We start from the raw sequence: 23,536 nt of genomic DNA, 5'->3' as shown, positions 1-23,536 counted from the left end.
GGTTGCTCAAAGTCGTCAGAGGCAAGACAGGATGCGGGAAACCGCGCCTGGAGATGAGAAATGCAACTTGGTTGATGTGATCGGGGCAGCATCGGCCTTGAATGTCTTGAATTTTGCTGCATAGTTTCCCAAAGCTCGGAAAAATTTGCACATGGGGAATATATTGCAAGGTGTGGGGGATGCACTGGGGCTCGCGATCCAGCTGGTTCTGTCCGGCGATCCGGACTTGTTGGAGATCGTCTTTCTGTCCCTTCGCGTCAGCCTGACGGCAACGGCGTTTGCCTGTCTAGTCGGTTTGCCTGTTGGAGCGCTGGTTGCCATTGGCCGCTTTCGTGGGCGCAATGGTGTTCTGATCGTGATGAACGCTTTGATGGGCCTGCCGCCGGTGGTGGTCGGGCTATTGGTCTACCTGCATCTTTCGCGGTCGGGGCCACTGGGCTTTCTGGGGCTGCTTTACACACCCGCAGCGATGATCATCGCACAGACCATTCTGATCGCGCCCATTGTTGCGGCCTTGTCCCGACAGGTTCTCGAAGACCTGCACATGGAGTATTCTGAGCAGTTTCGGTCGCTCTGCCTGACACGTCTGCAAACGATCCGGGCACTTTTGTGGGATGCTCGCTATTCGTTGCTGACGGTTGGTCTGGCCGGGTTTGGGCGCGCCGTGGCCGAGGTGGGGGCCGTGATTATCGTTGGCGGCAATATCGACCACCTGACGCGGGTAATGACGACGGCCATCGCTCTGGAGACTTCGAAGGGTGATCTGGCGCTTGCACTGGCGCTTGGGCTGATCCTGTTGATCATCGCCCTCGGGGTGAATGCGGCCGTGCAATCGGTGCGCATGACGGCTGCGCGGCAGGCTTATGTCTGACGTGGGCGCGATGACCATTGCTTCGGCAGCCGGCGCAGCGTCGCGCCCGGCGCTCCTGCCGCTCAGCGTGCGGGATTTGGTGCTGCGTTTCGGAAACACGATCGTGCTGGATGGCTTGAATCTCGATCTGGGCGCCACGGGGTGCACCATGATCATGGGGTTCAACGGCTCTGGCAAAACCCTGTTTTTGAAACTGCTACATGGTCTGATGCAGCCGACAGCGGGCTGTGTGAGCTGGGGCGGTCTGCAGCCAGCCGAGGTTACGGCGCGGCAGGCGCTGGTGTTCCAGAAGCCGGTTCTGCTGCGACGCTCGGTGGCGGCCAACTTGGACTTCGTTCTTCGATCCCGCGGCAAGGACCGGGCGCGCACCGGCGCGCTGCTGGATCATGTTGGCCTGGCCCGAAAGGCCGATCAGCCCGCGCGCCTGCTGTCGGGCGGAGAAGCGCAACGATTGGCACTGGCTCGGGCGCTGGCGACGGATCCGGAGGTTCTGTTGCTTGATGAACCCACGGCCAGCCTCGACCCCGCATCGGTGCTCGCGATCGAGCAGATCGTGAGCGAAGCGCGGGCGCGCGGAACGCGCATCATCTTTGTGACCCATGACATGGGCCAGGCGCGCCGAATGGCCGATGACATTGTTTTTCTGCACAACGGCCGAGTGGCCGAACACAGCGCCGCGACCGATTTTTTCTCGGAACCGCGGAGCGAAACGGCGCGGCACTACCTGAACGGCAGAATTGTCGTCTGAAATAGCAAAAGGGAGAACTGAGATGTTTGGAAAGACACTTATGGCGAGCGCAGCTGCGCTGTTTCTGGGGGGGGCAGCATGGGCGCAGGATCAGTCGATTATCGTTCAATCCACGACATCGACGGCGAATTCGGGCCTTTATGACTACCTGTTGCCGATCTTCCAGGACAAGACCGGTATCCAGGTCAACGTGGTCGCGGTAGGAACCGGGCAGGCGATCAAGAATGCCCAGAATTGCGATGGCGACGTGCTTCTGGTTCATGCGAAATCGTCGGAGGAAAAGTTCGTCGCCGCGGGGTTCGGCACCAAGCGCACCGACCTGATGTACAATGATTTCGTCATCGTGGGCCCAGCCGGTGATCCCGCCGGTGTCGGCGGCATGAACGACGTGCAGGGCGCGCTGGCGCAGATCGCTGACAAGGGCGCTCTCTTTGCCTCGCGCGGGGATGACAGCGGCACGCACAAGAAGGAAATGGCGCTTTGGGGCGACTCGGGATTTGATCCTGCGGCAGCAAGCGGTGACTGGTACCGCGAGACCGGGTCAGGCATGGGCGCAACGCTTAACGCCGGGATCGGCATGGGGGCCTATGTCATGACAGACCGGGCGACCTGGATCAGCTTTGCCAACAAGCAGGATTACGCGATCCAGGTGCAGGGCGACGAGGACATGTTCAACCAGTATGGCGTGATCCCAGTGAGCCCTGAGAAATGCCCCAGCGTCAAAGTCGAGGCGGCGCAGGCCTTTGCCGATTGGCTGGTTTCGAAAGAGGGGCAGGAGGCCATCGCCGCCTACAAGGTCGCGGATCAGCAACTATTCTTCCCAAATGCACCCGCCAACTGATAAGACTGTCGGGGCAGCCAATGGCGGCTGCCCCGATCAAGTGACTGCTTTGCTATGACGGAAATTGCCATTTCGGACCACGATTACCTGACCGTCAAGGAACTGGCCGTTTTGTTGCGGCTCAAAGAGCGGAAGATCTACGATCTGGCCGCCTCGGGCGAGGTGCCGTGTTCACGCGCCACCGGGAAGCTCCTGTTTCCAGCCGCCGAGATCCGGGAGTGGATCGAGCGGTCGAAATCCGGTGGCAAGAGCCGGCAAGCGGGAAGAACCGACGCAAGGCCCGCTATTCTGCTGGGCAGTCATGATCCGCTGCTGGACTGGGCGGTCCGGCAATCGCGTTGCGGTCTCGCGACCTACTATGACGGGTCATTTGACGGACTTGACCGCTTCGTCGGCGGCGAGGGCATGGTGGCAGGACTTCATATCCATGATCCGAAGTCGGACTTCTGGAACGTGCCGGCCGTATCGCGTGTTGCTGCAAACCAGAATGCTGTTCTCGTGCAGTTTGCGGTGCGAAGGCGCGGTATTGTTTTTCGCCCCGGCGACGAAGCACCTGCGGGCTTGCCTGACTTGAAGGGACGGCGTGTTGTTCCGCGACAAGCTGGGTCTGGTACGGATGCGCTGTTTCGGGAACTGGCGGAAAAACACGGCCTGGAACTGTCTGGACTGGACTTTGCCGAGGTCGCACGCACCGAGGATGAAGCCGTGGAAGCGGTGAGCCGTGGCGAAGCCGATGCCGCTTTTGGCCTTGAAGCCGTGGCGCGGTCCTATGGTCTTGAGTTCCAGCCCATCATTGAAGAAGAGTTCGCACTGCTGGTCGATCGGAAGGCGTGGTTCGAGCCACAGGTCAGAACCCTGTTCCAATTCTGCGCAGGCGAGCATTTCAGGGCCAGGGCCGAGAGCTACGGCGGATACGACACCCGCGAGTTCGCCACAGTCCTTTGGAACGCCTGATACGTCCCTGGCGGCATGCCGGCCCGGAGAGCCCGCTCAGGAAATGTCCAAGAACATCGAGACGCGGCCGGGTTATTCGTCGAGAGAGCCGTGAACCGCGAACTGTTCCAGTCCGGCGTCCTGTGGCTGGATCACGCGGAAGGACTCGCGAACCCCGGCCTCAGTCAGTTCACGTGCGACGGTCAGCAAGGTGTTTGCCTCGTGATCTTCGCAAAGCTCGGCCATCTGTGCGATTTCTTCCTGTGCAACGGGGCGGGCGGCTTCCACCGACGGAGCGCCGTAATATGTCACGAAGTGCTGGCACAGCAGGTCAGTCAGGTCATCGAGTTCGGCGGGCTCAAGGTTGGTGACCGCGACAAAGGTCGCGCGCCCCCCCGTTTCAAGGCCGAACCAGCCGTTTGAAAAAGCCTGCCGTGCCTTTCCTGTCAGATCGGCTTCGGTCCAGTTCGAGAATTCGAAGCCTCCTGAAATGCACCATTCGCCGGTGCGGGCAGGGCTGGCGTAGACACGCATGTCGCTTTCGTCGAAATGGACTGCCCGTGCCAGTTTCATGGGGTTTCCTCCAGTACTTCGGTCAGCGGGACAAGATGCGTTTCGCCGGCATCATCACGCAGCAACATGCCGAAATCCTCGTCCACGCCCAGAAAGGTGCCGCTTTTTTCGCCCCAGCTGATCGGCTCTCCGATGCCATGCGCCAGTCCGCGCCACTCTGCATGAAGAGGCCGGGGGCCTTCGTGCTCCCAGCGGGTGATCCAGTTCAGCGTATGCCGGGCCCAGGCCTCGAGCAACGCCGGGGGGGAAACTTCTGCGCAGCCTTCGGCATAAAGCGCGGTCTGGTCCGGGGTTTCGCCTGTGTCTTCGTTGGGCGGAAGGAGAGGCAAGGTAAAACCAACCACCAGCCAGTCGGGGACCGCCTCCGGATCCGCGTTAGAGGCCACGATACGGAACCGGCCGCAGGATGCGCCGTTCACTAGAATGCCGCCGTCCCATTGCAGGTGCACGGCAACTTCGGGCGGGGCAAGCGCACCAAGCGCGTTCTGGAAGCCGACGCCGCAAACCGGCAGCATCGCCATTGCGAGCCTCAAAGGCACCTCGGGGGCGAAAACCAAAGCGCCCTGGATTTGCGAGACGCCCAGCTTATAAGACACCAGGCCGGCGTCACACGCCATGGCCGCCCGCATGCAGGCATGCACGAAGGCATCGTCCGGTGCCTCTTCACCCCAGAGAAGCGGCGGAAAGGTCAATTCATTGCTCATGCCGCCCCCAGATCGACCAGGGCTGCCGCAAGTGCCTGAAATGCCTTGGCCTGGGCGCTATCGGGTGCGCTGACCGTCACAGGGGCGCCGCCGTCGGCGGCAAGCCGGGTCTGCATGTCGAGCGGCAGTTCGGCCAGAAGCGGCACGCCCAGTTTCTCGGCCTCGCGGGCGACGCCGCCATGGCCGAAGATGTGTTCCTCGTGGCCGCATTTCGAGCAGATATGCGTCGACATGTTTTCAATCATGCCGAGGATCGGCACGTTCATCTGCTGAAACATCGCGATGCCTTTGCGCACGTCGAGCAGTGCCATGTCCTGTGGCGTCGAAACGATCAACGCGCCGTCGACCCGCGCTTTTTGGGCAAGTGTCATCTGCACGTCGCCCGTGCCCGGCGGCAGATCGACAAGCAGCACATCGAGCGCGCCCCATTGCACCTGCATCATCATCTGCTGCAGCGCTCCCATCAGCATCGGGCCGCGCCAGACCACGGCCTGGTCCTCATTTGTCATCAGGCCGATCGACATCATCGTAACGCCGTGATTGCGCATTGGCAGGATGATCTTGCCATCCGGCGAGGCGGGCCGCCCCGAGACGCCCAGCATGCGCGGCTGAGACGGGCCGTAGATGTCGGCATCCAGAAGCCCGACACGGCGACCCTGCTGCGCGAGCGCGCAGGCGAGGTTGGCCGAAACCGTGGATTTTCCGACGCCGCCCTTGCCACTGGCGATGGCGACAATCCGGTCTACGCCGGGGATCTCTTGCGGACCTTGCGGTTGCGCCGGGCGCGTGGGTTTGAGATCCGGTGGCGCCTTGTCGCTATGGCCAGTCAGCACGATAGCCACCGTTTCAATGCCATCAAGCGCGCCCAGCTTCTGCTCGGCCTGTTCCTTTACACTTGCATAGGCCTGCGCGTGCGAAGGGGCGATTTCCATAACGAAGCGAACCGTGCCTCCGTCGACGTTCAGAGCCCGCACCACGCCGCTTGCCACGATATCGCTGCCCGCAACCGGGTCGGCGATGGACTTGAGTGTTTCAAGAACCTTGTCTCTGCTGGCCACTGTGTCACTCGCTCTTGATTTCGCCCGTGACCTCATGCGTCATACCCAGCTCTTCGATGGTGACGACGGCCTTGACGGCGTAACTCTTGCCGCTGGTATCGGCCTTGCGGAGGGCGTCTTCGATGGCCTGCTGCGAGGTCACGCCTACCTGTTTGAGGAATTTGCGCATCGACATGTTGAAATCTTCGCTCATTTCGTTCTCCCTTTCTCAGAATTGACGCGGGCCGGATTTGGCGCCTAGGCTGACGCCATGTCTGGATTGCGTGCCTTCGTGATCGTCGTGGCCTTTGGCCTGATGTCTTTCGCCGCCCTGGCCGATGACCGCCTGGTGCGTGTTTACGCGCCAGAGGTTTTGATTGAAACGGGGCTGCTGAAATTCATCGGCCCGCGGTTTTCGCTCAAGACGCAGGTCCGCGTCGAACTGGTGCCGGACCCGGCACAAGCTGATCTGGTTCTGGGCGATGCCGGTCGGGCGCTGTTTCATGGCGTGGGAAAAACGTGGCGCGTGAGCATGAACAGGCCGGATCATCCGGGCGCAATCCGGTTTGCGGATTGGCTGACGTCGGATATCGGCCGGCGCACGGTGATCGGATACGCGCCGGACGGCAATACGATATTCGCCCCTCCGAAAGAATCGAAGCGCCAAGTCGCCGAGATTGAAAGGAACGGCTCTGCCGAGGTCGGTCTCGTGGTTTCGCGTGCCAAATGCATTCGTTGCCACCGCGTCGACGATGAAAACCGCATGTCCGGAATTGGCTCGACCCCAAGCTTTGCGGTGCTGCGCAGCCTGCCGGATTGGGAGGACCGCTTCGCGGCGTTCTACGTACTCAACCCGCACCCGTCGTTCACGGTGATCGAGGGGGTAACCCTGCCATTTCCGGAGGATCGGCCATCGCCCATCATGCCGCTCACCATGACACTGGAGGAGGTGGAGGCCGTTCTGGCCTATGTCGCGACGATGGCCGCAGCGGATCTGGGCGCGCCATTGGAGCATCAGTGATCGCGCCGTTTTGACAGATAGTCGTCGGTCGTGCGCGGCCGCGGCCGCTCTCCGCCCTGAAACGGGTTATCCGTCGAATGATACTGCGCGTTCACCCGGCAATTGTCGCACATCTGGATCATCCTGAGCTTGCCTTCATCCGCGAACATGGAGTGATTGGTCAGCTTCTCGGTGATCTTCTCGATGGTGGATTTCACCCCGAAAAGAGCACCGCATTCAACGCAGGCAAAGGGTTCTTCCTCGTTCAGGATTTTCTGTGACAGGGCTGCATCCGTCAGATCGAGGCGCGGCTCGTAGGCGATCGCGTCTTCGGGGCAGACATTGGCGCAAAGTCCGCATTGCAGGCAGGCGTCCTCCTGAAACCGCAGTTGCGGGGCGTCCGGGTTGTCGACAAGTGCGCCCGACGGGCAGAGGGAAACGCATGACAGGCACAACGTGCAGGCATCCGTATCGACGAGCACGGCGCCATAGGGTGCCCCATCGGGGAGAGCAATCCGATCCGTATCCGGATGCAGCGCCCGTGCGGCCTGACGGGTGATCTGGCGGCGCGTGCCGATCGGACGAACAGGGTTGGCCACGGCGTCGGGGACTGTTTCGTCGAAGAGGTGATCGGACAGTGCGTCGGGGTCGTCCAGATCTAGAAGCGTGACCTTGTTCGCGCCGCCGATCGCGCAGGAAAGATCGCATTGTGCCTGCAAAGCCAGCCGGTCAGCGCCGGGCCCCGGCAGAAGTGAGACCGAGGCAAAACCCGCGGCAAGGGCGGCCACCATTTCAGCGTGTCCAATAGCGCCGATCGCGGGCATCTCCACCGGGATCACGTCGGCAGGCAATCCGCGCCCGTAACGAGCGCCCAGCTTGATCATTTCGGTCCCGTGGCTGTCATGGACCAGCAGGCGCGGGGCAGTTCCGCCAGCGTTCAGGTAGGCCTTGGCCAGGGTCTGTATCCGGCGCATGGTCAGATCGACCGCCGGGGCGTCGTAGCTGATCGCGCCAGAGGGGCATGCCGCGGAGCAGGCCCCGCATCCAGCACAGATCATCGGGTCGACAGTGACATGGTCTCCGTCCGGCATGATTGCACCTGTCGGGCAGAGATCGAGACAGCGCGTGCAGCCGGTTTTCTCGGCGCGGGAATGCGCGCAGAAGAGCGGTTCATTTCGGACGTAGAGCGGCTTTTCAAAGGTTCCGACCAGATGTGACGCGGTCAGGACCGCGTCGGCCACTGCAGAGGGCCGGCCTGGATCGGCGCGCAGATATCCCTCGCGCTTTTCGGGCGACGGGAAGAGTGGTGAGTCCCTGCGCAGGTCAAGGATGATGTCGCATTCGGTCCGCCCGCCATCGCGTGGTTCGCTCAGCGAAAACGCGCCGCGCCCGCCCGGCTGGACCTGCTGCAACGAATCGATGACCACGCTGAACTGTCCCAATGCGCCGCTTGCCCGGCGCAGCCGTCCGATCACGATGTCGAACTCCCGGGTGTCAGGCAGATCGCCGGCCTCGCTCAGCAGGACGGTTACGCCCAGGTGGTCTTTCAATGTATGGGCCGCTTCAAGCGCCACGTCCCCGGGGCCGAGGATCAGGCAAAGCCCCTCCGAGATGACGTCGACGGATTTCTGAGGGGAAGCCGGCAACAGGGCTTCGGCAACAAGGGCCGACATCTTGGGCAGGGTCGGGGCCTCGTCCGCGGTCCAGCCGGCCCTGTCGCGGATATCCAGCAGAGGCGGGGCGGGAAGGTCCAGTTCGTCGGCCAGGGCCTCGAACACGCGGCCTTCCTGTGTGCAGCAGAAAATGGCATTCCCTTTTGCAAGCGCGTCCGCCGCTTTGTCGATTTGGGTGGTGCAAAGCGCCGAGCACGCTCTCGGCACATCAAGGCCAGTCGTTTCGGCCAGCCCTTTGGCATCTATGGTCTGGCTGCTCATGCAATCGCATGTTATCAAGGTCTTAGACATGGTGTTCCCGTTGGACGTGCCCTTTGAGCGCTTTGTTTCCGCGCCGTTCCGTGCGATGCTAGTCATAATTCGCGAAGGCCCTCAACCGGTTTTCCGCCAGTCAGTTGCCAGTGCGTGAGTTGTTTCAAACCCGAACAGCCCAGCGACTCGACGTCGACTCGCGCATGCTCCAGCAAAGGAAACAACAGGTTTTGGCAATATTCCACCAGACTCGCGCGGGGCGGAAGAGAAAAAGCGCATTTCAGATAGTTCTTTTCCGCAAAACGTGGCGTTTTCAAAAAAGTGCTTTGCCAAATCGCGTGGTTGGGTCACTCTTGTAACAGGGGAGGAGCCTGTCGTTTGATACACAATCCCGAAATGTATCTCACGATGCCGGTCGGTGTCGTCCTGCGCAAGGCGCCGGGTGTGACAAAGTGGGTGCCATGGAACTGGACCGCCACTGCGGTGCTTCCGGGTGCTGGTCCGGTCGAGTGGCGCGAACTGCGCCGCGAAGGCGAGGCGGTGGAATATCACGCTGCGACCGTGACCCTGGAGCTTCATGGCGCTGAAACAGAAGCCTATCTGCACGGGTTGTCCGCCGAAGTCCCCAGTCTGTATGTCGTACTGCGGGACGGTGAGGGGGATTATCCGCTCGATGTCGTGTTGGTGACCGCGTCACCATACGAAGCGCAGGACTATACCGATAGCGGAGAAGAGATCGTCGAGAAGGTGCCAATGCCGCACGGCCTGGTTGCCTGGATCCGGGATTTCGTCGAGGCCTATCATGAAGACGAAGCTTTCGTGAAACGGCGGCGGGACAAGAAGCGGATCGACCTGTTGCAGGATGGAATCGGCGACCCGCGCATACGCAAGGATGCGGATATCTATGCCTCTCCGGCGCTGAAGCGGAGGCGCCTGATATGAGCGATTTCTGGTCTCGTCGCAAAGCGGCCGTCGCCGCCGAAGCCCAGGCCGAGGACATGGCGCAGAGCGAGGCCTTGCGGGAGCAGCAGGAGGCGGCGCTTGAGCAACGTACCGATGAGGAATTACTGCAGGAGGCCGGGTTTCCGGAACCGGAGGCGCTGGAAACGAGCGAGGATGTGCGCGCCTTTCTCAAGGCGTCGTTGCCCGAGCGGCTGAAAACCCGCGCGCTGCGACGCCTGTGGCGGATGAATCCCGTTCTCGCCAATGTCGACGGGCTGGTCGATTACGGTGAAGATTTCACCGATGCAGCGACGGTGGTGGAAAACTTGCAGACGGTCTACCAGGTCGGCAAGGGCATGTTCGTTCAACTCGAAGAGTTGTCGCCGGAGGTGGATCAGGACGTGAATGACGTCGCAGAACCCGACGAGCAGCCGGAAGTGGAAGACATTTATGCTCCGGACGTGCTAGAAGAGTCAGAAGTAAATGAAGAAACCGCCTCGGTCGAAGCAGAACCCGAGCCGGAACCCGCCCCGCGGACCGCGACGGGCCGGCGCATGCGCTTCGAATTCGAGACCTGAAGGATAGAGATGACTGCTGCCCCCCAAAGCCGAATTGCCGAAGAGGATCGCCTCAGGGCCGATCTTTACAATTTTCTCGGTCTGATCTTGGCTGGGCCGCCTGACCAGATGCTGCTGGCCCAGACGGCGGGTTTGTCCGGGGACGGTGGCGATTTGGGTCAGGCGATCAACACGCTGGCCAAGGTGGCCAGGATTACCAAGCCGAAATCGGTTGAAAGTGAATACAATCGCCTGTTCATCGGATTGGGCCGTGGCGAATTGCTGCCCTATGCAAGTTACTATCTGACCGGATTTCTGAATGAAAAACCGCTGGCGCTGCTGCGGCAGGACATGACGGCCCGGGGGCTGGCCCGGGCGCAGAACGTTTTCGAACCCGAGGACAATATCGCGAGCCTGATGGAGATGATGGGTGCGATGATCGCGGGGCGTTTCGCTACTCCGGCGGCGCTGGACGAGCAAAAGACATTCTTTGATCGCCACATCGGCCCTTGGGCGGGACACTTCTTTTCGGACCTAGAGGCTGCAAAGGGATCTGTTTTCTATGCGCCGGTGGGAACCATCGGCCGCATTTTCATGGAAATCGAGTCCGAGGCGTTTCGACTGGGGCGATAGAAGATAAAGGGCTTCGACCATCGGGCACCTAAGCCTGGCGGTCACTATCGGCGGGAGACCGTCATATGCAAGAGGAGGAACCTTGATGAAACCGGAAGAAGGCGCAACGCGCCGCGACTTCCTGAAACTTGCCGGAACGGCAGCGCCGGCTGCGGCTGTTGTCGTGGCGACCTCGGCGACGACCGCGGAAGCGGCCGAACCTGATCTTACTTCGGACAAGATGCAGGATACCGCCCATACGCGGGCGTATTTCGCTTCGGCGAAGTTCTGAGCAAATGCATGGCCCGGCACGTCCGGGCCCTGTGACACCGGCCTTCGGCGACTGGTTGCGTGACGCCCGACTGCCAGCAAGGCCATTGCGGAAACCAAGCAAGCGGGATCAATTGCCTGCGAGCAAGGGAGATTGAAACATGTTGAGGAAAAAGACCAACGGGGTTGCGCGACGCCCCCAGCGGACTTCGCTCCTTTCCGAGGTGGGTAACGCCTCGGTCGACCGCCGTGCGTTCCTGCGCGGTTCTGGTCTGGCGATCGGGGGCCTGACGGCGATTGCCGCGACGGGCGGCACCGTGACCCGTGCGAATGCAGCATCCGCGGCAACCGGCGCGGTTGAGCTCAAGAAATCTGTCTGCACCCACTGTTCGGTGGGATGTACCGTCATCGCGGAAGTCAGCGATGGCGTCTGGGTCGGGCAGGAGCCCGGCTGGGACAGCCCGTTCAACCTCGGAGCGCATTGCGCCAAGGGCGCAGCGGTGCGCGAGCACGCCCACGGCGAACGCCGCCTGAAATACCCGATGAAAAAAGAGGGTGGCGAGTGGAAACGGATCAGCTGGGAACAGGCGATCAACGAGATCGGCGACGGCATGATAAAGATCCGTGACGAAAGCGGACCTGACAGCGTGTATTGGCTCGGTTCGGCCAAGCACAACAACGAACAGGCCTATCTGTTCCGCAAATTCGCGGCCTACTGGGGTACCAACAACGTGGACCACCAGGCGCGTATCTGCCACTCGACCACCGTTGCGGGCGTTGCGAATACATGGGGCTACGGCGCCATGACCAACTCCTACAATGACATCCACAACTCCAAGGCCATCTTCATCATCGGCGGCAACCCGGCCGAGGCGCACCCTGTCTCGCTGCTGCATGTTCTGCGCGCTAAGGAGCAGAACAACGCACCGCTGATCGTGTGTGACCCGCGCTTTACCCGTACGGCCAGCCATGCCGACGAGTATGTGCGCTTCCGTCCGGGCACCGACGTTGCCCTGGTATGGGGCATCCTGTGGCACATCTTCGAAAACGGCTGGGAGGACAAGGAGTTCATCCGCACCCGTGTCTGGGGCATGGATCAGATCCGCGAGGAAGTGGCCAAGTGGACCCCCGAGGAGGTGGAGCGTGTGACCGGAGCCCCCGGATCGCAGCTGCGCCGCGTCGCCCGGACCATGGCCAACAACCGTCCCGGCACGGTGATCTGGTGCATGGGCGGCACGCAGCACACCAACGGCAACAACAACACCCGCGCCTACTGCATCCTGCAGCTGGCCCTTGGCAACATGGGCGCCTCGGGTGGTGGCACCAACATTTTCCGGGGCCACGACAACGTGCAGGGCGCGACCGATCTTGGTGTTCTGTCGCACACGCTGCCAGGCTATTATGGCCTGTCGGCCGGTGCCTGGGCGCACTGGGCCCGTGTCTGGGGCGAAGATCCCGAATGGCTGGGCAACCAGTTTGCCAAGACCACCGGTGCCGACGGCAAGGAAAAGTCTTTGCAGAACCTGACCGGTATTCCGGTATCACGCTGGATCGACGGCATCCTGGAGAACAAGGACAACATGGATCAGCCGGACAATGTCCGCGCCATGGTGCTCTGGGGCCACGCGCCCAACTCGCAGACCCGCCTGAAAGAGATGAAGACGGCGATGGAGAAGCTCGACATGCTTGTCGTGGTGGACCCGTACCCGACGGTTTCGGCGGTGCTGCACGACCGGACCGATGGCGTCTATCTGCTCCCTGCGGCAACGCAGTTCGAAACCCGTGGTTCCGTCACGGCGTCGAATCGCTCGTTCCAGTGGCGCGAGCAGGTGGTCGATCCGCTGTTCGAATCCAAGACCGACCATGAAATCATGGGCATGTTCGCCAACAAGTTCGGTTGGGCAGATCGTTTCTTCCGCAATATCGAGATGGAAGACGAAAACACGCCGAACATCGAAAGTGTCACCCGTGAGTTCAACCGCGGACTCTGGACGATCGGCTACACCGGCCAGTCGCCCGAGCGGATCAAGTCGCACATGGCGAACCAGCACACGTTCGACCGGACCACGCTTCAGGCCGTTGGCGGCCCGAACGATGGCGAATACTACGGTCTGCCGTGGCCATGCTGGGGGACGCCCGAAATGGGCCACCCGGGCACGCCGAACCTCTATGACATGTCCAAGCCGGTTGCCGAAGGCGGCCTGACCTTCCGCGCCCGTTTCGGCGTGGAACGCGATGGCGATAACCTGCTGGCCGATGGCGTGGCCTCGGTGGGGTCGGAAATCCAGGATGGATACCCGGAATTCACCATGCAGATGCTGATGGACCTGGGTTGGGATTCGGATCTGACGGATGACGAGCGCGCTGCGATCGATGCTGTGGCCGGTCCCAAGACCAACTGGAAAACCGACCTTTCCGGCGGTATCCAGCGGGTTGCGATCAAGCACGGCTGTGCGCCCTTCGGCAATGCCAAGGCGCGGGCGGTCGTGTGGACCTTCCCGGATCCGATCCCGGTCCACCGCGAGCCGCTCTATACGCCGCGGCGCGACCTGGTTGCGGATTATCCGACCTATGAGGACCGCAAGTTCTATCGACTTCCGACCATGTATGCCTCGATCCAGAAAAAGGATTTCAGCAAAGACTATCCGCTGATCCTGACCTCTGGCCGGCTCGTGGAATACGAAGGCGGTGGTGACGAAACCCGGTCGAACCCCTGGTTGGCCGAGCTTCAGCAGGACATGTTTGTCGAAATCAACCCGCGTGATGCCAACAACCTTGGTGTGCGTGACGGGGCCGCGGTCTGGGTCGAAGGTGCCGAAGGCGCCAAGGTCAAGGTCAAGGCGATGGTGACGAACCGGGTCGGCGAAGGCGTCGTCTTCATGCCGTTCCACTTCGGCGGCCATTTCGAGGGCAAGGACCTGAGGGACAAGTATCCCGAAGGGGCTGACCCGTATGTGCTCGGCGAAAGTTCGAACACGGCACAGACCTATGGCTATGACTCGGTGACCCAGATGCAGGAGACGAAAGCGACTCTCTGCAAGGTCACGGCAGCATAAGGAGGATTGAGAAATGGCTAGAGCAAAGTTTCTCTGCGACGCTGAACGCTGCATCGAGTGCAATGCCTGTGTAACGGCGTGCAAGAACGAGCACGAGGTGCCTTGGGGCATCAACCGGCGCCGCGTTGTGACGATCAACGATGGCGACCCGGGTGAGCGTTCGATCTCGGTGGCCTGTATGCACTGCTCGGATGCGCCCTGTATGGCGGTCTGCCCGGTGGATTGCTTCTACCAGAACGAGGAGGGGGTTGTTCTTCACTCCAAGGATCTCTGCATCGGTTGCGGCTATTGCTTCTACGCGTGCCCGTTTGGCGCGCCGCAATATCCGCAGGCAGGCAATTTCGGATCTCGAGGCAAGATGGACAAATGCACCTTCTGCGCCGGCGGTCCGGAAGAGAACCACTCCACGGCCGAGTTCGCCAAGTACGGGCGCAACCGGATCGCAGAAGGCAAACTGCCGATCTGCGCCGAGATGTGCTCGACCAAGGCCCTGCTCGCGGGAGATGGCGACGTCGTGTCGGCGATCTATCGCGAACGCGTGGTCGCCCGCGGCTTTGGCTCGGGCGCCTGGGGTTGGGGCACGGCCTACGACCAGAAGGGCGGCTGAGCTGCAGGCTCTTCCGTAATATCCAGGCAGGCCGCCCTCTGCGGCCTGCCTGTCCGGAGCAATACAAAAGACAGGGGTTGTCATGACCGTGACCGCCTTCAAACTGCATCCCTTGCGGCTGCTCGTGGCTGCAATCACGCTGCTTTGCCTGGCCATGGCCTCGACGGCAGACGCGCAAAGTTCCGTCAGGCCGCCCGAGGGAGCTGTGGACTCGCCGGGCATTACCGCTCCGCTTGGTGAGGCGTCCGACGCCGACATCTGGCGGCAGTTGAAATACGGTGGCACAGAGCCGCCTCCTGTGGTTGGCGACAATCCGATCCTCGAGGTGCCCGGGCGTCCGCAAAACGTTTTCGAAGCCCTGATGGAAGAGATCCGGCCCAGCGAGACGGTCAATGTCACATCCTCCTCGGGACAGCCCCGGGTGATGCAGGTTCTGGGTGAGGAATGGCGCCTGCTGCGGCGGGAAATCATCCTGCCCTATGCAGGCTGGATTCTAGTGACGGTTCTTGGGGTGATTGCGCTGTTCGGCATCGTGCGCGGCCGCATCAAGATTCGCGGCGGACGGTCAGGCAAGTATATTCCACGCTTCTCCATGGCGCATCGCATCGCGCACTGGTTCCTTGCGTCAAGCTTCATCCTGATGGCGATTTCGGGCTTGGTCATCCTTCTGGGCCGCACGGTTCTGGTACCTATCATCGGCAAGGAGGCGAACGCGGTTCTGACCAGCGCCATGCTGCAGGGCCACAATCTTTTCGGGCCTGTTTTCATCCTGTCGCTGCTCATCGTGATCTTCAAGTTCATGAAGGGCAATTTCTTCCAGTGGGCCGATGCCAAGTGGATCATCAAGGGTGGAGGTCTGCTCGGCGGACACGCGTCATCGCACCACTATAATTTCGGCGAAAAGACCTGGTACTGGATCGTGGTAATCGTCGGGCTGATCATGTCCGCCACCGGGATGCTCCTGTTGTTTCCCTGGGTCACGGAGGTGCTGGCGTGGCACCAACTGTCCACCGTCCTGCACGCCGGCGGCGCCATTCTCATGATCTCGATTGCGATGGGCCATGCCTATATCGGCTCGATCGGCATGGAAGGGTCGCTCGACTCGATGCTGCGCGGCGAAGTGGACGAAAACTGGGCCAAGGAACACCACGACCTCTGGTACGAGGAGGTAACGGGCAAGAAGGCCAGCCATGATGAAGACGAGTCCGCGCCCGGCGCGGCCACGGCGGAGGGTTCGGCATGACATTCCTGGAATTCACTGAAGGCCCGATGTTCTATTTCGCCGCGGCGTTGTTCGTCGTGGCGGGGTTGTGGCGACTGGTCGGGATCGTTCGATTGGGCAAGAAGCCCGACCTGGCCCCCGCGCGCGGCTCTGCCGCTACGGGCTTCCTGAAAGGCAACCTGAGGCATTTCTTCCCGCGCGGGCTGTTCGCTCAGCGCACCTGGATGCATCTTCTTGGGGGGTACGGGTTTCACCTTGGCCTGTTCGTGTTGTTCTTTTTCGCGGCGCCGCATATCGCCTTCATCGAGAAATTTACCGGTCTGAGCTGGCCTGCGCTGCCCCGTTGGGGTTTCATCATTGCAGCCGAGATCGCCTTTGCCGGCCTGATTGTCCTGTGGGTGCGGCGTTTCTCGGATCCGGTGATGCGGTTGATCTCGGACTGGGATGACCATGTCGGCACGTGGCTGACTTTCATAGTCATGCTGACAGGCTGTCTTGCCCTTCAGGAAGCCCATGACAGCCTGCGCGCAATTCACATGCTCAGTGTCAACATCTGGCTGATATACTTCCCGTTCAGCCGCCTGATGCATGCCTTCACATTCTTCCTGTCGCGCGGGGCCACCGGCGCGAACTATGGCCGCAAGGGGATGAACCCATGAGTGAGACATCGAAAGCCCAGACCGCCATTGACACTCTGGTCAACCAGATCGATCGTGATATTGCGTCCTATCTGGAGGCCTGTGTCCATTGTGGGGAATGCGCCGAAGCGTGCCATTTCTACGAGGCGACGCACGATCCAAAATATACGCCGACATACAAGCTGTTCCCGCTGGTGAAGGCCTACAAGAAGCACAAGGCCCCGTTGCGCTGGATCACCCAGATTTTCGGGGCACCGGACGAGATCACCGAAGAGGAACTGCGTGATTGGGAAGAGCTTGTCTATGACAGCTGCACGATGTGCGGGCGTTGCACTTTGGTCTGCCCCATGGGAATCGACATCGCCGGCACCATTCGCAAGGTTCGCGAGGGCTATGCCGCCGCGGACATCGTGCCGGAAGGATTGGCGCAGGCCCGCGCCAATGTCGAGAGAACCTCAAGCCCGATGGGCGTGACCGCAAGAGCGCTTTTGAAACAGGTCGAGCATCAGGAAGAGGACACCGGTCTGAAGATACCGGTGGACGTGGAGGGGGCCGACTACCTCGCGTTGCTGTCTTCGCATGAGATCATGGCCTCGCCCGAAATCATCGGCGCCTATGCCAAGATTTTCGATCGTGCGGGAGTCAGCTGGACGCTGTCCACCGAAGCCTATGAAGCGACGAATGTCGGGGTGCAGATCGGCTCGGGTCCGCTGGCCCGGCAACTGGTGCAGCGCGTTGTCGATGAGGCCGAACGGCTGGGTGTCAAATACGTTATCAGCCCGGAATGTGGCCATGCCTACGGGGCAATCCGCTGGGCGGGGCCGAACCTGATTGGCCGTTCTTTCAAGTTCGAGGTGCTGCACATTCTTGAGTTGCTTGACAAGCTCAGAGCCGAAGGGCGTATCCCGCCGGGAGAACGCGACACGCGCAAGATGACCCTGCATGACCCTTGCCAGATTGTCCGACGTGGTGGCCTTCTCAAGGAACCGCGCCGCCTGTTGGATGATGCCTGTTCGAATTTCGTCGAGATGAAAGGCGCGGGCGTGACAAACTACTGCTGTGGTGGCGGTGGTGGTGTATCGGCAAACCAGCGTGCAGAGGATCTGATGATCGGTGCTTTCGGCAAGAAGCTGGAACAGATCGACGATCTTGGCAATATCGACGCTGTGGTCGTTCCCTGCGCCAACTGCCGGGGCGTTTTCGAGGATGGACTGTTCGAGCTGGACCGGGACGAGATCGAGGTGGTCAGCCTTGGACAACTGGTTGCAGATACTTTGGCGGATGATCCCAAAACGGCGAAATAGGGCGCTGCGATATCTTCTTGCAGTTTTCTTCGGGGCCTGCGCGGCGGCTGGTGCCGCGCAGGAGTTCACTACGTTAAAGGGACATGGTGGACCGATCATGGGGATCGCCGTGACGCCGCAAGGGCAGGTGGCGACTGCCAGCTTCGACAACTCTGTCGGTCTCTGGACGGATCGCGAACCACGTTGGCTCGAAGGCCATGATGCGGCCGTAACGGTTGTCGGCTTCACCTCCGGCGGCACCCCGATCAGCGCGGGCGACGATTTTGCCGTGCGCCTGTGGACTGATCCGCCCATCGAGCTGGGACGCCACCAGGGAAAGGTGACCTCGCTGGCGGTTTCCCCCGACGGCACAGCGGTCGCGAGCGGAAGCTGGGACGGAACCATTCGGCTTTGGCCGCTCGAGGGAGGGGCGTCCAAAGCGCTTCCTGCGCCGGGTGCCGGGGTAAACGCGGTTGCGTTCGATCAGCGCGGCCGTCTCTTTGCGGGCACGTCGCAAGGCGCGCTGCTGCGTTACGATGACGAAGGCAGCACGCCGTTTCCAATGGTCAATCACGGCTTTGGCGTGAATGTTCTGATCATTGACGCGGGGTGGGTGGCCTACGGCGCCGTCGACGGCGGCACGCGTGTCATCGATGTCGAAACCGGCGAGACGATCGCCGACTTCACGCTGGATCGCCGCCCGATACTGTCCATGGCCTATCACCCGAAGAGCGGACAAATCGCCGTGGGCGATGGTCATGGCTACATCATGATGCTAGATGCAAATCGCTGGGAGATCACGCGGGATTTCAAGGCAACCCGCCAGGGGCCGGTCTGGGCGCTGGCGTTCTCTCCGGATGGAGAGACCATCTACGCCGGTGGGCTTGACGATGTCGTCTATGCTTGGCCTGTGGCCCTTCTGGATAAGTTCGATCCAGCGATAAATGGAAAACGTTCATTTCTCAGAGAGGCCGAAAGCATGCCCAATGGCGAGCGGCAGTTCATGCGCAAATGTTCGATTTGTCACGCGCTTGAACCCGGGCCATCGCGCAAGGCCGGTCCCAGCCTTCATGGGCTGTTCGGGCGCCGGGCCGGAACCTTGCCGGGATATACCTATTCGCCAACCTTGCTTCGGGCGGATATTGTTTGGGATGAGGCGACGGTTGACGCTCTCTTCGACGAAGGGCCGGATCACTACATTCCCGGATCAAAAATGCCGATGCAGGTGATCCGCAAGACATCCGACAGGGCAGACCTGATCAGTTTCCTGAAAAGCGCGACCAAGGCGAACTAGATACCGAAGCCCGATGAGGAGGTCGACTTGTCCTAGATTTTGTCCGGGCTATCGCAGGACAGATTAGTCGGGGTTGGTTCCGTTCACTCGGCTGCACTCTGTTTCAACGCGACCATCGCCCAGTCGAGGAGCGCCTCAGCATCGTTAGGAACCGGTTGGGCGAAGTCCTGTCCGAACTCCAGGAAACCGTCGAGGTTACTGCGGTTCACGGCCGTTAGCACCGGAATACCGGCAGAAAGCGCTTCTCCGATAACCGGGCGGAAGCCGCGCCCTTCGAGTTCCTGCTTGCCGAACTTGTTGATGATTACGATCTGGGGATTGTTGGCCAGCTCGGCGGATACCAACCCAACGGCGCGTTCCAACCCGCCCGGATCGAGCCTGCATCCTCTGGACATCGCCCCGAGATCCTGGCTGATCCGCACCACGTCATCACCGGTCAGGATATGCAGGTCCATGTGGCATTTTCGGTTGGCGTCCGTTTCAATGTTCACCTGCACCGCCCCGGCGACCCTGACCCCGCCGGCGTGAAGGCGCATGGCGACTTCACGGATCAATAGATCCGCCTTTCCGCGTCCGTCTGCGATTACATAGCCCAGCATGGCTTCCACTTGCATGTCCCAATATTGGCATACATGATGTTCGCGCGGCGGAAAATGCAAGCCTGACAGGAGCATGAATTGAAAGGCGCGGACTATCCCATTCTACCAGACCCGGACGCGCCGCGCCTGACGCGCGCCGTGACGGGAACGGATCAGACCGGGGCGGAAATTGAAATCCGGGTTGTCGAAGAGCGCCCCCTGACCATCTTTCTCAACAGTCAGGAAATCGTCACGTCCATGACGATCGGGGACTATCCCGAATACCTTGCGCTCGGCTTTCTGCGAAACCAGGGGATGCTGCGCGATGACGATGTCGTAACCGGAATTGACTACGATGAAGACATTGAAACCGTTGTCGTGCGCACGGTCCGCGAAACGTCATACGAGGAGAAGGTGCAGAAGAAGACCCGGACGAGCGGCTGCGCGGTGGGCACCGTGTTCGGTGACATGATGGAGGGGTTGGAGGGGCTGGAACTGCCGCAGACCGAACTCCGCACGAGTTGGCTTTACGCGTTGGCGCGCCAGATCAACATGACCCCGTCTCTCTACCTGAAGGCCGGGGCAATCCATGGCACGGTGTTGTGCCAGGGCGATCAGCCGCTCCTCTACATGGAAGATGTCGGCCGCCACAATGCCGTCGACAAGATCGCGGGATTCATGTTCCGCCATGACGTTCCTGCGGCAGACAAGATTCTGTACACCACGGGCCGGTTGACTTCGGAGATGGTGATCAAGACGGCGATGATGGGTATTCCAGCGCTGGCATCGCGCTCGGGGTTCACCGCCTGGGGCGTCGAAATCGCCCGACAGGTGGGGTTGACGCTGATCGGGCGGATGCGCGGGCAGCGTTTCGTGTGCCTGTCAGGTGAAGATCGGCTTGTCCGGGATGTCGATCCGGCAAGCGTGCCTGCCGAGGACCAGAAGACGCGCCGCAAGGGAGCCTCTGAATGAGCAGGCCCCTGGGGGTGATCCTGGCCGGCGGCCAGGCCACACGCATGGGCGGGCGCGACAAGGGGTTGCTGATGCTCGGCGGTAGGCCTCTGTTGGCGCATGTGATCGACCGTCTTTCGCCGCAGGTTGCGGGCATGGCCCTGAATGCCAACGGTGATTCTGATCGTTTCTCGGGCTTTGGTCTGCCTGTTTTGCCGGACAGTGTTGCCGGGTTTCCGGGCCCGCTGGCGGGCGTTCTGGCCGGGCTGGACTGGGCCTCGGAACAGGGGGCGGATGTCGTGGTGTCGGTTGCGGCCGACACACCGTTTTTCCCGGATGATCTGGTGATCCGGTTGCAGGCTGCCGCAGAAGGTCAGGCACATCCGCTGGTGCTGGCCGCAACTAGGGGGGACGCCGCGACTAAGAGCAAGTCACGCTCGGGCCTGATCCGGCATCCGACGTTCGGCCTTTGGCCAGTTGCCCTGCGCCATGATTTGCGGAATGGTCTGGAGGACGGGTTGAAAAAGATCGTCCTTTGGACGGATCGCCATGGCGGGCGCGAGGCGCTTTTCCCGGCATCGCCCTTCGATCCCTTCTTCAACATCAACACGCCCGAAGATCTGGAGAAAGCGCAGGCCTTGCTATGAAGATCTATGGCGTGACGGGTTGGAAGAACGCCGGAAAGACCGGGCTCATGGAGCGTTTGATCGCCGAGCTTGCCGAGCGCAGAGTATCGGTTTCGAGCCTCAAACACGCGCACCATACGACGGATATCGATCAGCCGGGACGGGACAGCTATCGGCATCGCCAGGCCGGCGCACGGGAGGTTCTGCTCGCCACGCCCAATCGCTGGGCCTTGATGCATGAGCTGCGAGATGCTCCGGAACCGCCGCTTGATGCGCTTTTGGAAAGGTTTTCGCCGGTCGATCTGGTGCTGATCGAGGGCTACAAGAACGAGGCGCATCCCAAGATCGAGGCCTTCCGGGCGGTCAACGGGAAAAGGCCGCTGGCTGAGGAAAACGGCACGATCCGGGCGCTGGCATCGGATTCGCCGGTGGAAACCGTACTGCCATTGTTTGACCTCGACGATACTGGTGCGATCGCCGACTTCATCCTGAATGAGGTCGGGCTGTGAGATTCGATCGGGTCGCAATGCTGGATTGTTCGTCCGGGCACGCGGTATGGCTGGCGGTCGCGTCGCGTGGTGGCATCCTGACCGAGCGCCTTGCGTCGCTTGATGCGGCAGGCAAAGCGCTGGCTATTCAGGACCGGGGGCAATCCTGTTTGCTGGGCGTTATCGGAGAGCACGATCCGGCAAACCTCTGGCCGAAGGAGGATCTTGGTCCTGCGATGACGGTGGTGCCTGTCGATCCCGAGATACTTCAGGCCGAAATCTCGTTGCATCGCGCGGAAAACCCCCGGAAGACCTTGCACGAGAGCCGGGTTGCTGTGCTCGCTCAGGCGGTATTCGCGTTATCGGAAAAGGGCGGTCTTGCGCCGTTGCTTGCGGGCAACCCGACATGGAAACAACCCTTGGGAACGGGCCATGAAATTGCGCTACGGGCCGCGTTGCCCGCCACGCAGGAGCCGCCGCGCCTGCGCGATGACTGTTTTGCCATGCCGCAAGGCGTTGCCTGGGTTCCAGTCGACGAGGCGAAAAGGCGGTTGCGCGCCGCGCTGCATCCGATCACTACCATCGAGACCTGCGCGACCAACAGGGCGGCCGGGCGCATCCTTGCGGTGGATGCGGTGGCCCGAAGATCAAACCCGCCGCGCCCCAACTCTGCCGTGGATGGATATGGCTTTGCCCATTCCGCGACTGGCGACGGGGTACAACGCCTGCCGCTGGTCAATGGCAGAGCCGCAGCCGGACAGCCCTATGACCGGCCGGTTCCGCATGGCGCGGCGATTCGGATTCTTACCGGCGCCATCCTTCCCGATGGGGTCGACACCGTCGTGCTCGAGGAAGACACGGCCAGTGATGGCACCGCTGTGGTCTTCGACGGGCCGGTCAAGCCCGGCACCAACACCCGCGCGGCCGGTGAGGACGTGACCGAGGGCACTCCTGCGTTGCGAGCGGGGCATCGCTTACGAGCGCCCGATCTGGCCTTGTGTTCGGCGCTAGGCATCCCGCGTGTCGATGTGTTCCAGCAGCTCAGGGTAGGGGTGCTTTCCACCGGGGATGAGATTGTCGCTGACGTGGATCGCCCGGCCAGGCCGCATCAGATTTGGGACGCGAACCGTCCCATGCTGTTGTCGCTGATCGCAGATTGGGGATATCACCCGGTCGACCTCGGCCATGTCATCGACGATCCGCAACAGATCGAGATACGCCTGAATGAAGGGGCCGCAGAGGCCGACGTGATCCTGACATCGGGCGGGGCTTCCGCTGGGGATGAAGATCATGTTTCGGCCCTCCTGCGTGCAAGCGGCACCTTGTCGAGCTGGCGCATTGCGTTGAAACCCGGGCGCCCGCTGGCCCTGGCCCTGTGGCGCGGGACACCGGTTTTCGGTTTGCCGGGAAATCCGGTTGCCGCACTGGTCTGTGCCCTGATTTTTGCCCGACCTGCGCTTTCGTTGATGGCTGGATCGGAGTGGCAGGAACCTCAGGGGTTTGTCGTGCCCGCGGCCTTTGAGAAACGAAAGAAGCCGGGGCGGCGCGAATTTCTGCGGGCGCGACTGAACGAGGACGGCGCCGCCGAGGTGTTCCATTCGGAAGGATCGGGGCGCATCAGCGGTTTGTCCTGGGCAACCGGACTGGTCGAGCTGCCCGATGAAGAGCTGGATGTCAGGCCGGGTACGCCGGTGCGGTATTTTCCCTATTCCAGCTTCGGTTTGCGCTGATTGGAGTTTCTCGGCGCGTTTTAAGCTTTGCTTTGGGTTCGCTTTGGCGA

At 61.5% G+C, this 23,536-nt stretch carries 25 protein-coding genes; 19 read left to right on the top strand and 6 right to left on the bottom strand.

All coding sequences use genetic code 11. The features are described from left to right. Positions 1-151: 151 nt before the first annotated feature. Genes E0501_RS07755 through E0501_RS07740 form a run of 4 tightly spaced genes read left to right on the top strand, consistent with a single transcriptional unit; the run spans position 152 to position 3,414 of the window. A complete protein-coding gene (locus E0501_RS07755; protein WP_235857771.1) occupies positions 152-871 on the top strand; it encodes an ABC transporter permease in 720 nt (239 codons plus the stop codon). Between the two features lie 10 nt (positions 872-881). Then, the gene (locus E0501_RS07750; protein ID WP_407943405.1) at positions 882-1,619 is read left to right on the top strand and encodes an ATP-binding cassette domain-containing protein; all 738 of its coding nucleotides are present in this window, start codon (positions 882-884) and stop codon (positions 1,617-1,619) included. Between the two features lie 22 nt (positions 1,620-1,641). Beyond that, entirely contained in the window at positions 1,642-2,460 is an 819-nt protein-coding gene (locus tag E0501_RS07745) for a substrate-binding domain-containing protein (protein WP_137700724.1), read from the top strand. 54 nt (positions 2,461-2,514) lie between these two features. After that, positions 2,515-3,414, top strand: coding sequence for a helix-turn-helix transcriptional regulator (locus tag E0501_RS07740; protein ID WP_137700723.1), 900 nt, complete (start codon positions 2,515-2,517; stop codon positions 3,412-3,414). A 72-nt stretch (positions 3,415-3,486) separates the two neighbouring features. On the opposite strand, the gene E0501_RS07735 is transcribed toward E0501_RS07740, so the two are convergent. The 4 genes from E0501_RS07735 to E0501_RS07720 are packed head-to-tail and all read right to left on the bottom strand — an operon-like array spanning position 3,487 to position 5,921. Beyond that, positions 3,487-3,966 carry a DUF6505 family protein gene (locus tag E0501_RS07735; RefSeq protein WP_137700722.1) on the bottom strand — a complete coding sequence of 160 codons (480 nt, stop codon included), beginning with the start codon at positions 3,964-3,966 and terminating at the stop codon, positions 3,487-3,489. Beyond that, positions 3,963-4,670 (bottom strand): biotin/lipoate--protein ligase family protein, encoded by a 708-nt coding sequence (locus E0501_RS07730; protein ID WP_137700721.1) that lies wholly within the window; start codon positions 4,668-4,670, stop codon positions 3,963-3,965. The genes E0501_RS07735 and E0501_RS07730 overlap by 4 nt, the downstream gene beginning before the upstream one ends. Continuing rightward, positions 4,667-5,764 carry an Mrp/NBP35 family ATP-binding protein gene (locus E0501_RS07725; RefSeq protein WP_137700720.1) on the bottom strand — a complete coding sequence of 366 codons (1,098 nt, stop codon included), beginning with the start codon at positions 5,762-5,764 and terminating at the stop codon, positions 4,667-4,669. Before E0501_RS07725 ends, E0501_RS07730 begins: the two co-directional genes overlap by 4 nt. Further along, complete coding sequence (locus tag E0501_RS07720; protein WP_137700719.1) at positions 5,733-5,921, bottom strand: DUF6494 family protein; 189 nt, start codon at positions 5,919-5,921, stop codon at positions 5,733-5,735. Before E0501_RS07720 ends, E0501_RS07725 begins: the two co-directional genes overlap by 32 nt. Positions 5,922-5,978: 57 nt before the next feature. Between E0501_RS07720 and E0501_RS07715 the strand changes: the two genes are divergently transcribed. Beyond that, positions 5,979-6,728 (top strand): cytochrome c family protein, encoded by a 750-nt coding sequence (locus tag E0501_RS07715; RefSeq protein WP_137700718.1) that lies wholly within the window; start codon positions 5,979-5,981, stop codon positions 6,726-6,728. On the opposite strand, the gene E0501_RS07710 is transcribed toward E0501_RS07715, so the two are convergent. Then, positions 6,722-8,671 carry a 4Fe-4S binding protein gene (locus tag E0501_RS07710; RefSeq protein WP_137700717.1) on the bottom strand — a complete coding sequence of 650 codons (1,950 nt, stop codon included), beginning with the start codon at positions 8,669-8,671 and terminating at the stop codon, positions 6,722-6,724. The genes E0501_RS07715 and E0501_RS07710 overlap by 7 nt on opposite strands. Positions 8,672-9,040: 369 nt before the next feature. Here E0501_RS07710 and E0501_RS07705 point away from each other — a divergent pair, with 369 nt between their 5' ends. The 10 genes from E0501_RS07705 to E0501_RS07660 all read left to right on the top strand — a co-directional run bounded on the left by E0501_RS07705 (position 9,041) and on the right by E0501_RS07660 (position 19,113). Beyond that, a complete protein-coding gene (locus E0501_RS07705; protein ID WP_137700884.1) occupies positions 9,041-9,574 on the top strand; it encodes a DUF3305 domain-containing protein in 534 nt (177 codons plus the stop codon). Beyond that, the gene (locus E0501_RS07700; protein WP_137700716.1) at positions 9,571-10,152 is read left to right on the top strand and encodes a DUF3306 domain-containing protein; all 582 of its coding nucleotides are present in this window, start codon (positions 9,571-9,573) and stop codon (positions 10,150-10,152) included. Before E0501_RS07705 ends, E0501_RS07700 begins: the two co-directional genes overlap by 4 nt. Before the next feature lie 9 nt (positions 10,153-10,161). Then, the gene (locus E0501_RS07695; RefSeq protein WP_137700715.1) at positions 10,162-10,764 is read left to right on the top strand and encodes a TorD/DmsD family molecular chaperone; all 603 of its coding nucleotides are present in this window, start codon (positions 10,162-10,164) and stop codon (positions 10,762-10,764) included. Positions 10,765-10,849: 85 nt separating this feature from the next. Continuing rightward, the gene (locus E0501_RS07690; RefSeq protein ID WP_137700714.1) at positions 10,850-11,035 is read left to right on the top strand and encodes a twin-arginine translocation signal domain-containing protein; all 186 of its coding nucleotides are present in this window, start codon (positions 10,850-10,852) and stop codon (positions 11,033-11,035) included. Between the two features lie 139 nt (positions 11,036-11,174). After that, positions 11,175-14,069: a formate dehydrogenase subunit alpha gene (locus tag E0501_RS07685; protein ID WP_137700713.1), complete on the top strand. Its 2,895-nt coding sequence runs from the start codon at positions 11,175-11,177 to the stop codon at positions 14,067-14,069. A gap of 13 nt (positions 14,070-14,082) precedes the next feature. Then, positions 14,083-14,676, top strand: a complete 594-nt coding sequence (gene fdh3B, locus E0501_RS07680; protein WP_137700712.1) for a formate dehydrogenase FDH3 subunit beta — start codon at positions 14,083-14,085, stop codon at positions 14,674-14,676. An 82-nt stretch (positions 14,677-14,758) separates the two neighbouring features. Beyond that, positions 14,759-15,919, top strand: a complete 1,161-nt coding sequence (locus tag E0501_RS07675; protein ID WP_137700711.1) for a formate dehydrogenase subunit gamma — start codon at positions 14,759-14,761, stop codon at positions 15,917-15,919. Beyond that, positions 15,916-16,557: a respiratory nitrate reductase subunit gamma gene (locus E0501_RS07670; RefSeq protein ID WP_137700710.1), complete on the top strand. Its 642-nt coding sequence runs from the start codon at positions 15,916-15,918 to the stop codon at positions 16,555-16,557. Before E0501_RS07675 ends, E0501_RS07670 begins: the two co-directional genes overlap by 4 nt. Then, a complete protein-coding gene (locus E0501_RS07665) occupies positions 16,554-17,840 on the top strand; it encodes a (Fe-S)-binding protein (RefSeq protein ID WP_137700709.1) in 1,287 nt (428 codons plus the stop codon). Before E0501_RS07670 ends, E0501_RS07665 begins: the two co-directional genes overlap by 4 nt. Continuing rightward, positions 17,818-19,113, top strand: a complete 1,296-nt coding sequence (locus E0501_RS07660) for a c-type cytochrome (protein ID WP_137700883.1) — start codon at positions 17,818-17,820, stop codon at positions 19,111-19,113. Before E0501_RS07665 ends, E0501_RS07660 begins: the two co-directional genes overlap by 23 nt. A gap of 83 nt (positions 19,114-19,196) precedes the next feature. Here the strand turns inward: E0501_RS07660 and E0501_RS07655 are convergent, their stop codons facing one another. Further along, positions 19,197-19,727: a DUF2478 domain-containing protein gene (locus E0501_RS07655; protein WP_235857768.1), complete on the bottom strand. Its 531-nt coding sequence runs from the start codon at positions 19,725-19,727 to the stop codon at positions 19,197-19,199. Between the two features lie 63 nt (positions 19,728-19,790). On the opposite strand from E0501_RS07655, the gene E0501_RS07650 reads away from it, so the two are divergent. From E0501_RS07650 to E0501_RS07635, 4 genes are read left to right on the top strand one after another with little or no spacing between them, the layout of a single operon-like run. Continuing rightward, on the top strand, positions 19,791-20,663 hold the full coding sequence (locus E0501_RS07650; protein WP_137700708.1) for a formate dehydrogenase accessory sulfurtransferase FdhD: 873 nt from the start codon (positions 19,791-19,793) through the stop codon (positions 20,661-20,663). Next, on the top strand, positions 20,660-21,289 hold the full coding sequence (mobA, locus tag E0501_RS07645; RefSeq protein WP_137700707.1) for a molybdenum cofactor guanylyltransferase MobA: 630 nt from the start codon (positions 20,660-20,662) through the stop codon (positions 21,287-21,289). Before E0501_RS07650 ends, mobA begins: the two co-directional genes overlap by 4 nt. Next, complete coding sequence (gene mobB / locus E0501_RS07640; protein ID WP_137700706.1) at positions 21,286-21,777, top strand: molybdopterin-guanine dinucleotide biosynthesis protein B; 492 nt, start codon at positions 21,286-21,288, stop codon at positions 21,775-21,777. Before mobA ends, mobB begins: the two co-directional genes overlap by 4 nt. After that, complete coding sequence (locus E0501_RS07635) at positions 21,774-23,486, top strand: molybdopterin-binding protein (RefSeq protein ID WP_235857767.1); 1,713 nt, start codon at positions 21,774-21,776, stop codon at positions 23,484-23,486. Before mobB ends, E0501_RS07635 begins: the two co-directional genes overlap by 4 nt. The last annotated feature ends 50 nt before the right edge of the window (positions 23,487-23,536 follow it).

Source organism: Marimonas lutisalis (genome assembly GCF_005434965.1).
Lineage (GTDB): Bacteria > Pseudomonadota > Alphaproteobacteria > Rhodobacterales > Rhodobacteraceae > Marimonas_A > Marimonas_A lutisalis.
The sequence above is the reverse complement of the archived record's forward strand: the minus strand, read 5'-3'. Positions and strand labels throughout refer to the sequence as shown.

Excerpts from the sequence above, each read along its gene's own strand:
- E0501_RS07660 (WP_137700883.1), top strand. The coding sequence starts at position 17,818 with ATGATCCCAAAACGGCGAAATAGGGCGCTGCGATATCTTCTTGCAGTT.
- E0501_RS07665 (WP_137700709.1), top strand. The coding sequence starts at position 16,554 with ATGAGTGAGACATCGAAAGCCCAGACCGCCATTGACACTCTGGTCAAC.
- E0501_RS07710 (WP_137700717.1), bottom strand. The coding sequence starts at position 8,671 with ATGTCTAAGACCTTGATAACATGCGATTGCATGAGCAGCCAGACCATA.
- E0501_RS07695 (WP_137700715.1), top strand. The coding sequence starts at position 10,162 with ATGACTGCTGCCCCCCAAAGCCGAATTGCCGAAGAGGATCGCCTCAGG.
- mobA (WP_137700707.1), top strand. The coding sequence starts at position 20,660 with ATGAGCAGGCCCCTGGGGGTGATCCTGGCCGGCGGCCAGGCCACACGC.
- E0501_RS07745 (WP_137700724.1), top strand. The coding sequence starts at position 1,642 with ATGTTTGGAAAGACACTTATGGCGAGCGCAGCTGCGCTGTTTCTGGGG.
- E0501_RS07700 (WP_137700716.1), top strand. The coding sequence starts at position 9,571 with ATGAGCGATTTCTGGTCTCGTCGCAAAGCGGCCGTCGCCGCCGAAGCC.
- fdh3B (WP_137700712.1), top strand. The coding sequence starts at position 14,083 with ATGGCTAGAGCAAAGTTTCTCTGCGACGCTGAACGCTGCATCGAGTGC.
- E0501_RS07670 (WP_137700710.1), top strand. The coding sequence starts at position 15,916 with ATGACATTCCTGGAATTCACTGAAGGCCCGATGTTCTATTTCGCCGCG.
- E0501_RS07655 (WP_235857768.1), bottom strand. The coding sequence starts at position 19,727 with ATGCAAGTGGAAGCCATGCTGGGCTATGTAATCGCAGACGGACGCGGA.
- E0501_RS07750 (WP_407943405.1), top strand. The coding sequence starts at position 882 with ATGACCATTGCTTCGGCAGCCGGCGCAGCGTCGCGCCCGGCGCTCCTG.
- E0501_RS07685 (WP_137700713.1), top strand. The coding sequence starts at position 11,175 with ATGTTGAGGAAAAAGACCAACGGGGTTGCGCGACGCCCCCAGCGGACT.
- E0501_RS07730 (WP_137700721.1), bottom strand. The coding sequence starts at position 4,670 with ATGAGCAATGAATTGACCTTTCCGCCGCTTCTCTGGGGTGAAGAGGCA.
- E0501_RS07720 (WP_137700719.1), bottom strand. The coding sequence starts at position 5,921 with ATGAGCGAAGATTTCAACATGTCGATGCGCAAATTCCTCAAACAGGTA.
- E0501_RS07690 (WP_137700714.1), top strand. The coding sequence starts at position 10,850 with ATGAAACCGGAAGAAGGCGCAACGCGCCGCGACTTCCTGAAACTTGCC.
- E0501_RS07735 (WP_137700722.1), bottom strand. The coding sequence starts at position 3,966 with ATGAAACTGGCACGGGCAGTCCATTTCGACGAAAGCGACATGCGTGTC.
- mobB (WP_137700706.1), top strand. The coding sequence starts at position 21,286 with ATGAAGATCTATGGCGTGACGGGTTGGAAGAACGCCGGAAAGACCGGG.
- E0501_RS07755 (WP_235857771.1), top strand. The coding sequence starts at position 152 with ATGGGGAATATATTGCAAGGTGTGGGGGATGCACTGGGGCTCGCGATC.
- E0501_RS07675 (WP_137700711.1), top strand. The coding sequence starts at position 14,759 with ATGACCGTGACCGCCTTCAAACTGCATCCCTTGCGGCTGCTCGTGGCT.
- E0501_RS07725 (WP_137700720.1), bottom strand. The coding sequence starts at position 5,764 with ATGAGGTCACGGGCGAAATCAAGAGCGAGTGACACAGTGGCCAGCAGA.
- E0501_RS07715 (WP_137700718.1), top strand. The coding sequence starts at position 5,979 with ATGTCTGGATTGCGTGCCTTCGTGATCGTCGTGGCCTTTGGCCTGATG.
- E0501_RS07705 (WP_137700884.1), top strand. The coding sequence starts at position 9,041 with ATGCCGGTCGGTGTCGTCCTGCGCAAGGCGCCGGGTGTGACAAAGTGG.
- E0501_RS07740 (WP_137700723.1), top strand. The coding sequence starts at position 2,515 with ATGACGGAAATTGCCATTTCGGACCACGATTACCTGACCGTCAAGGAA.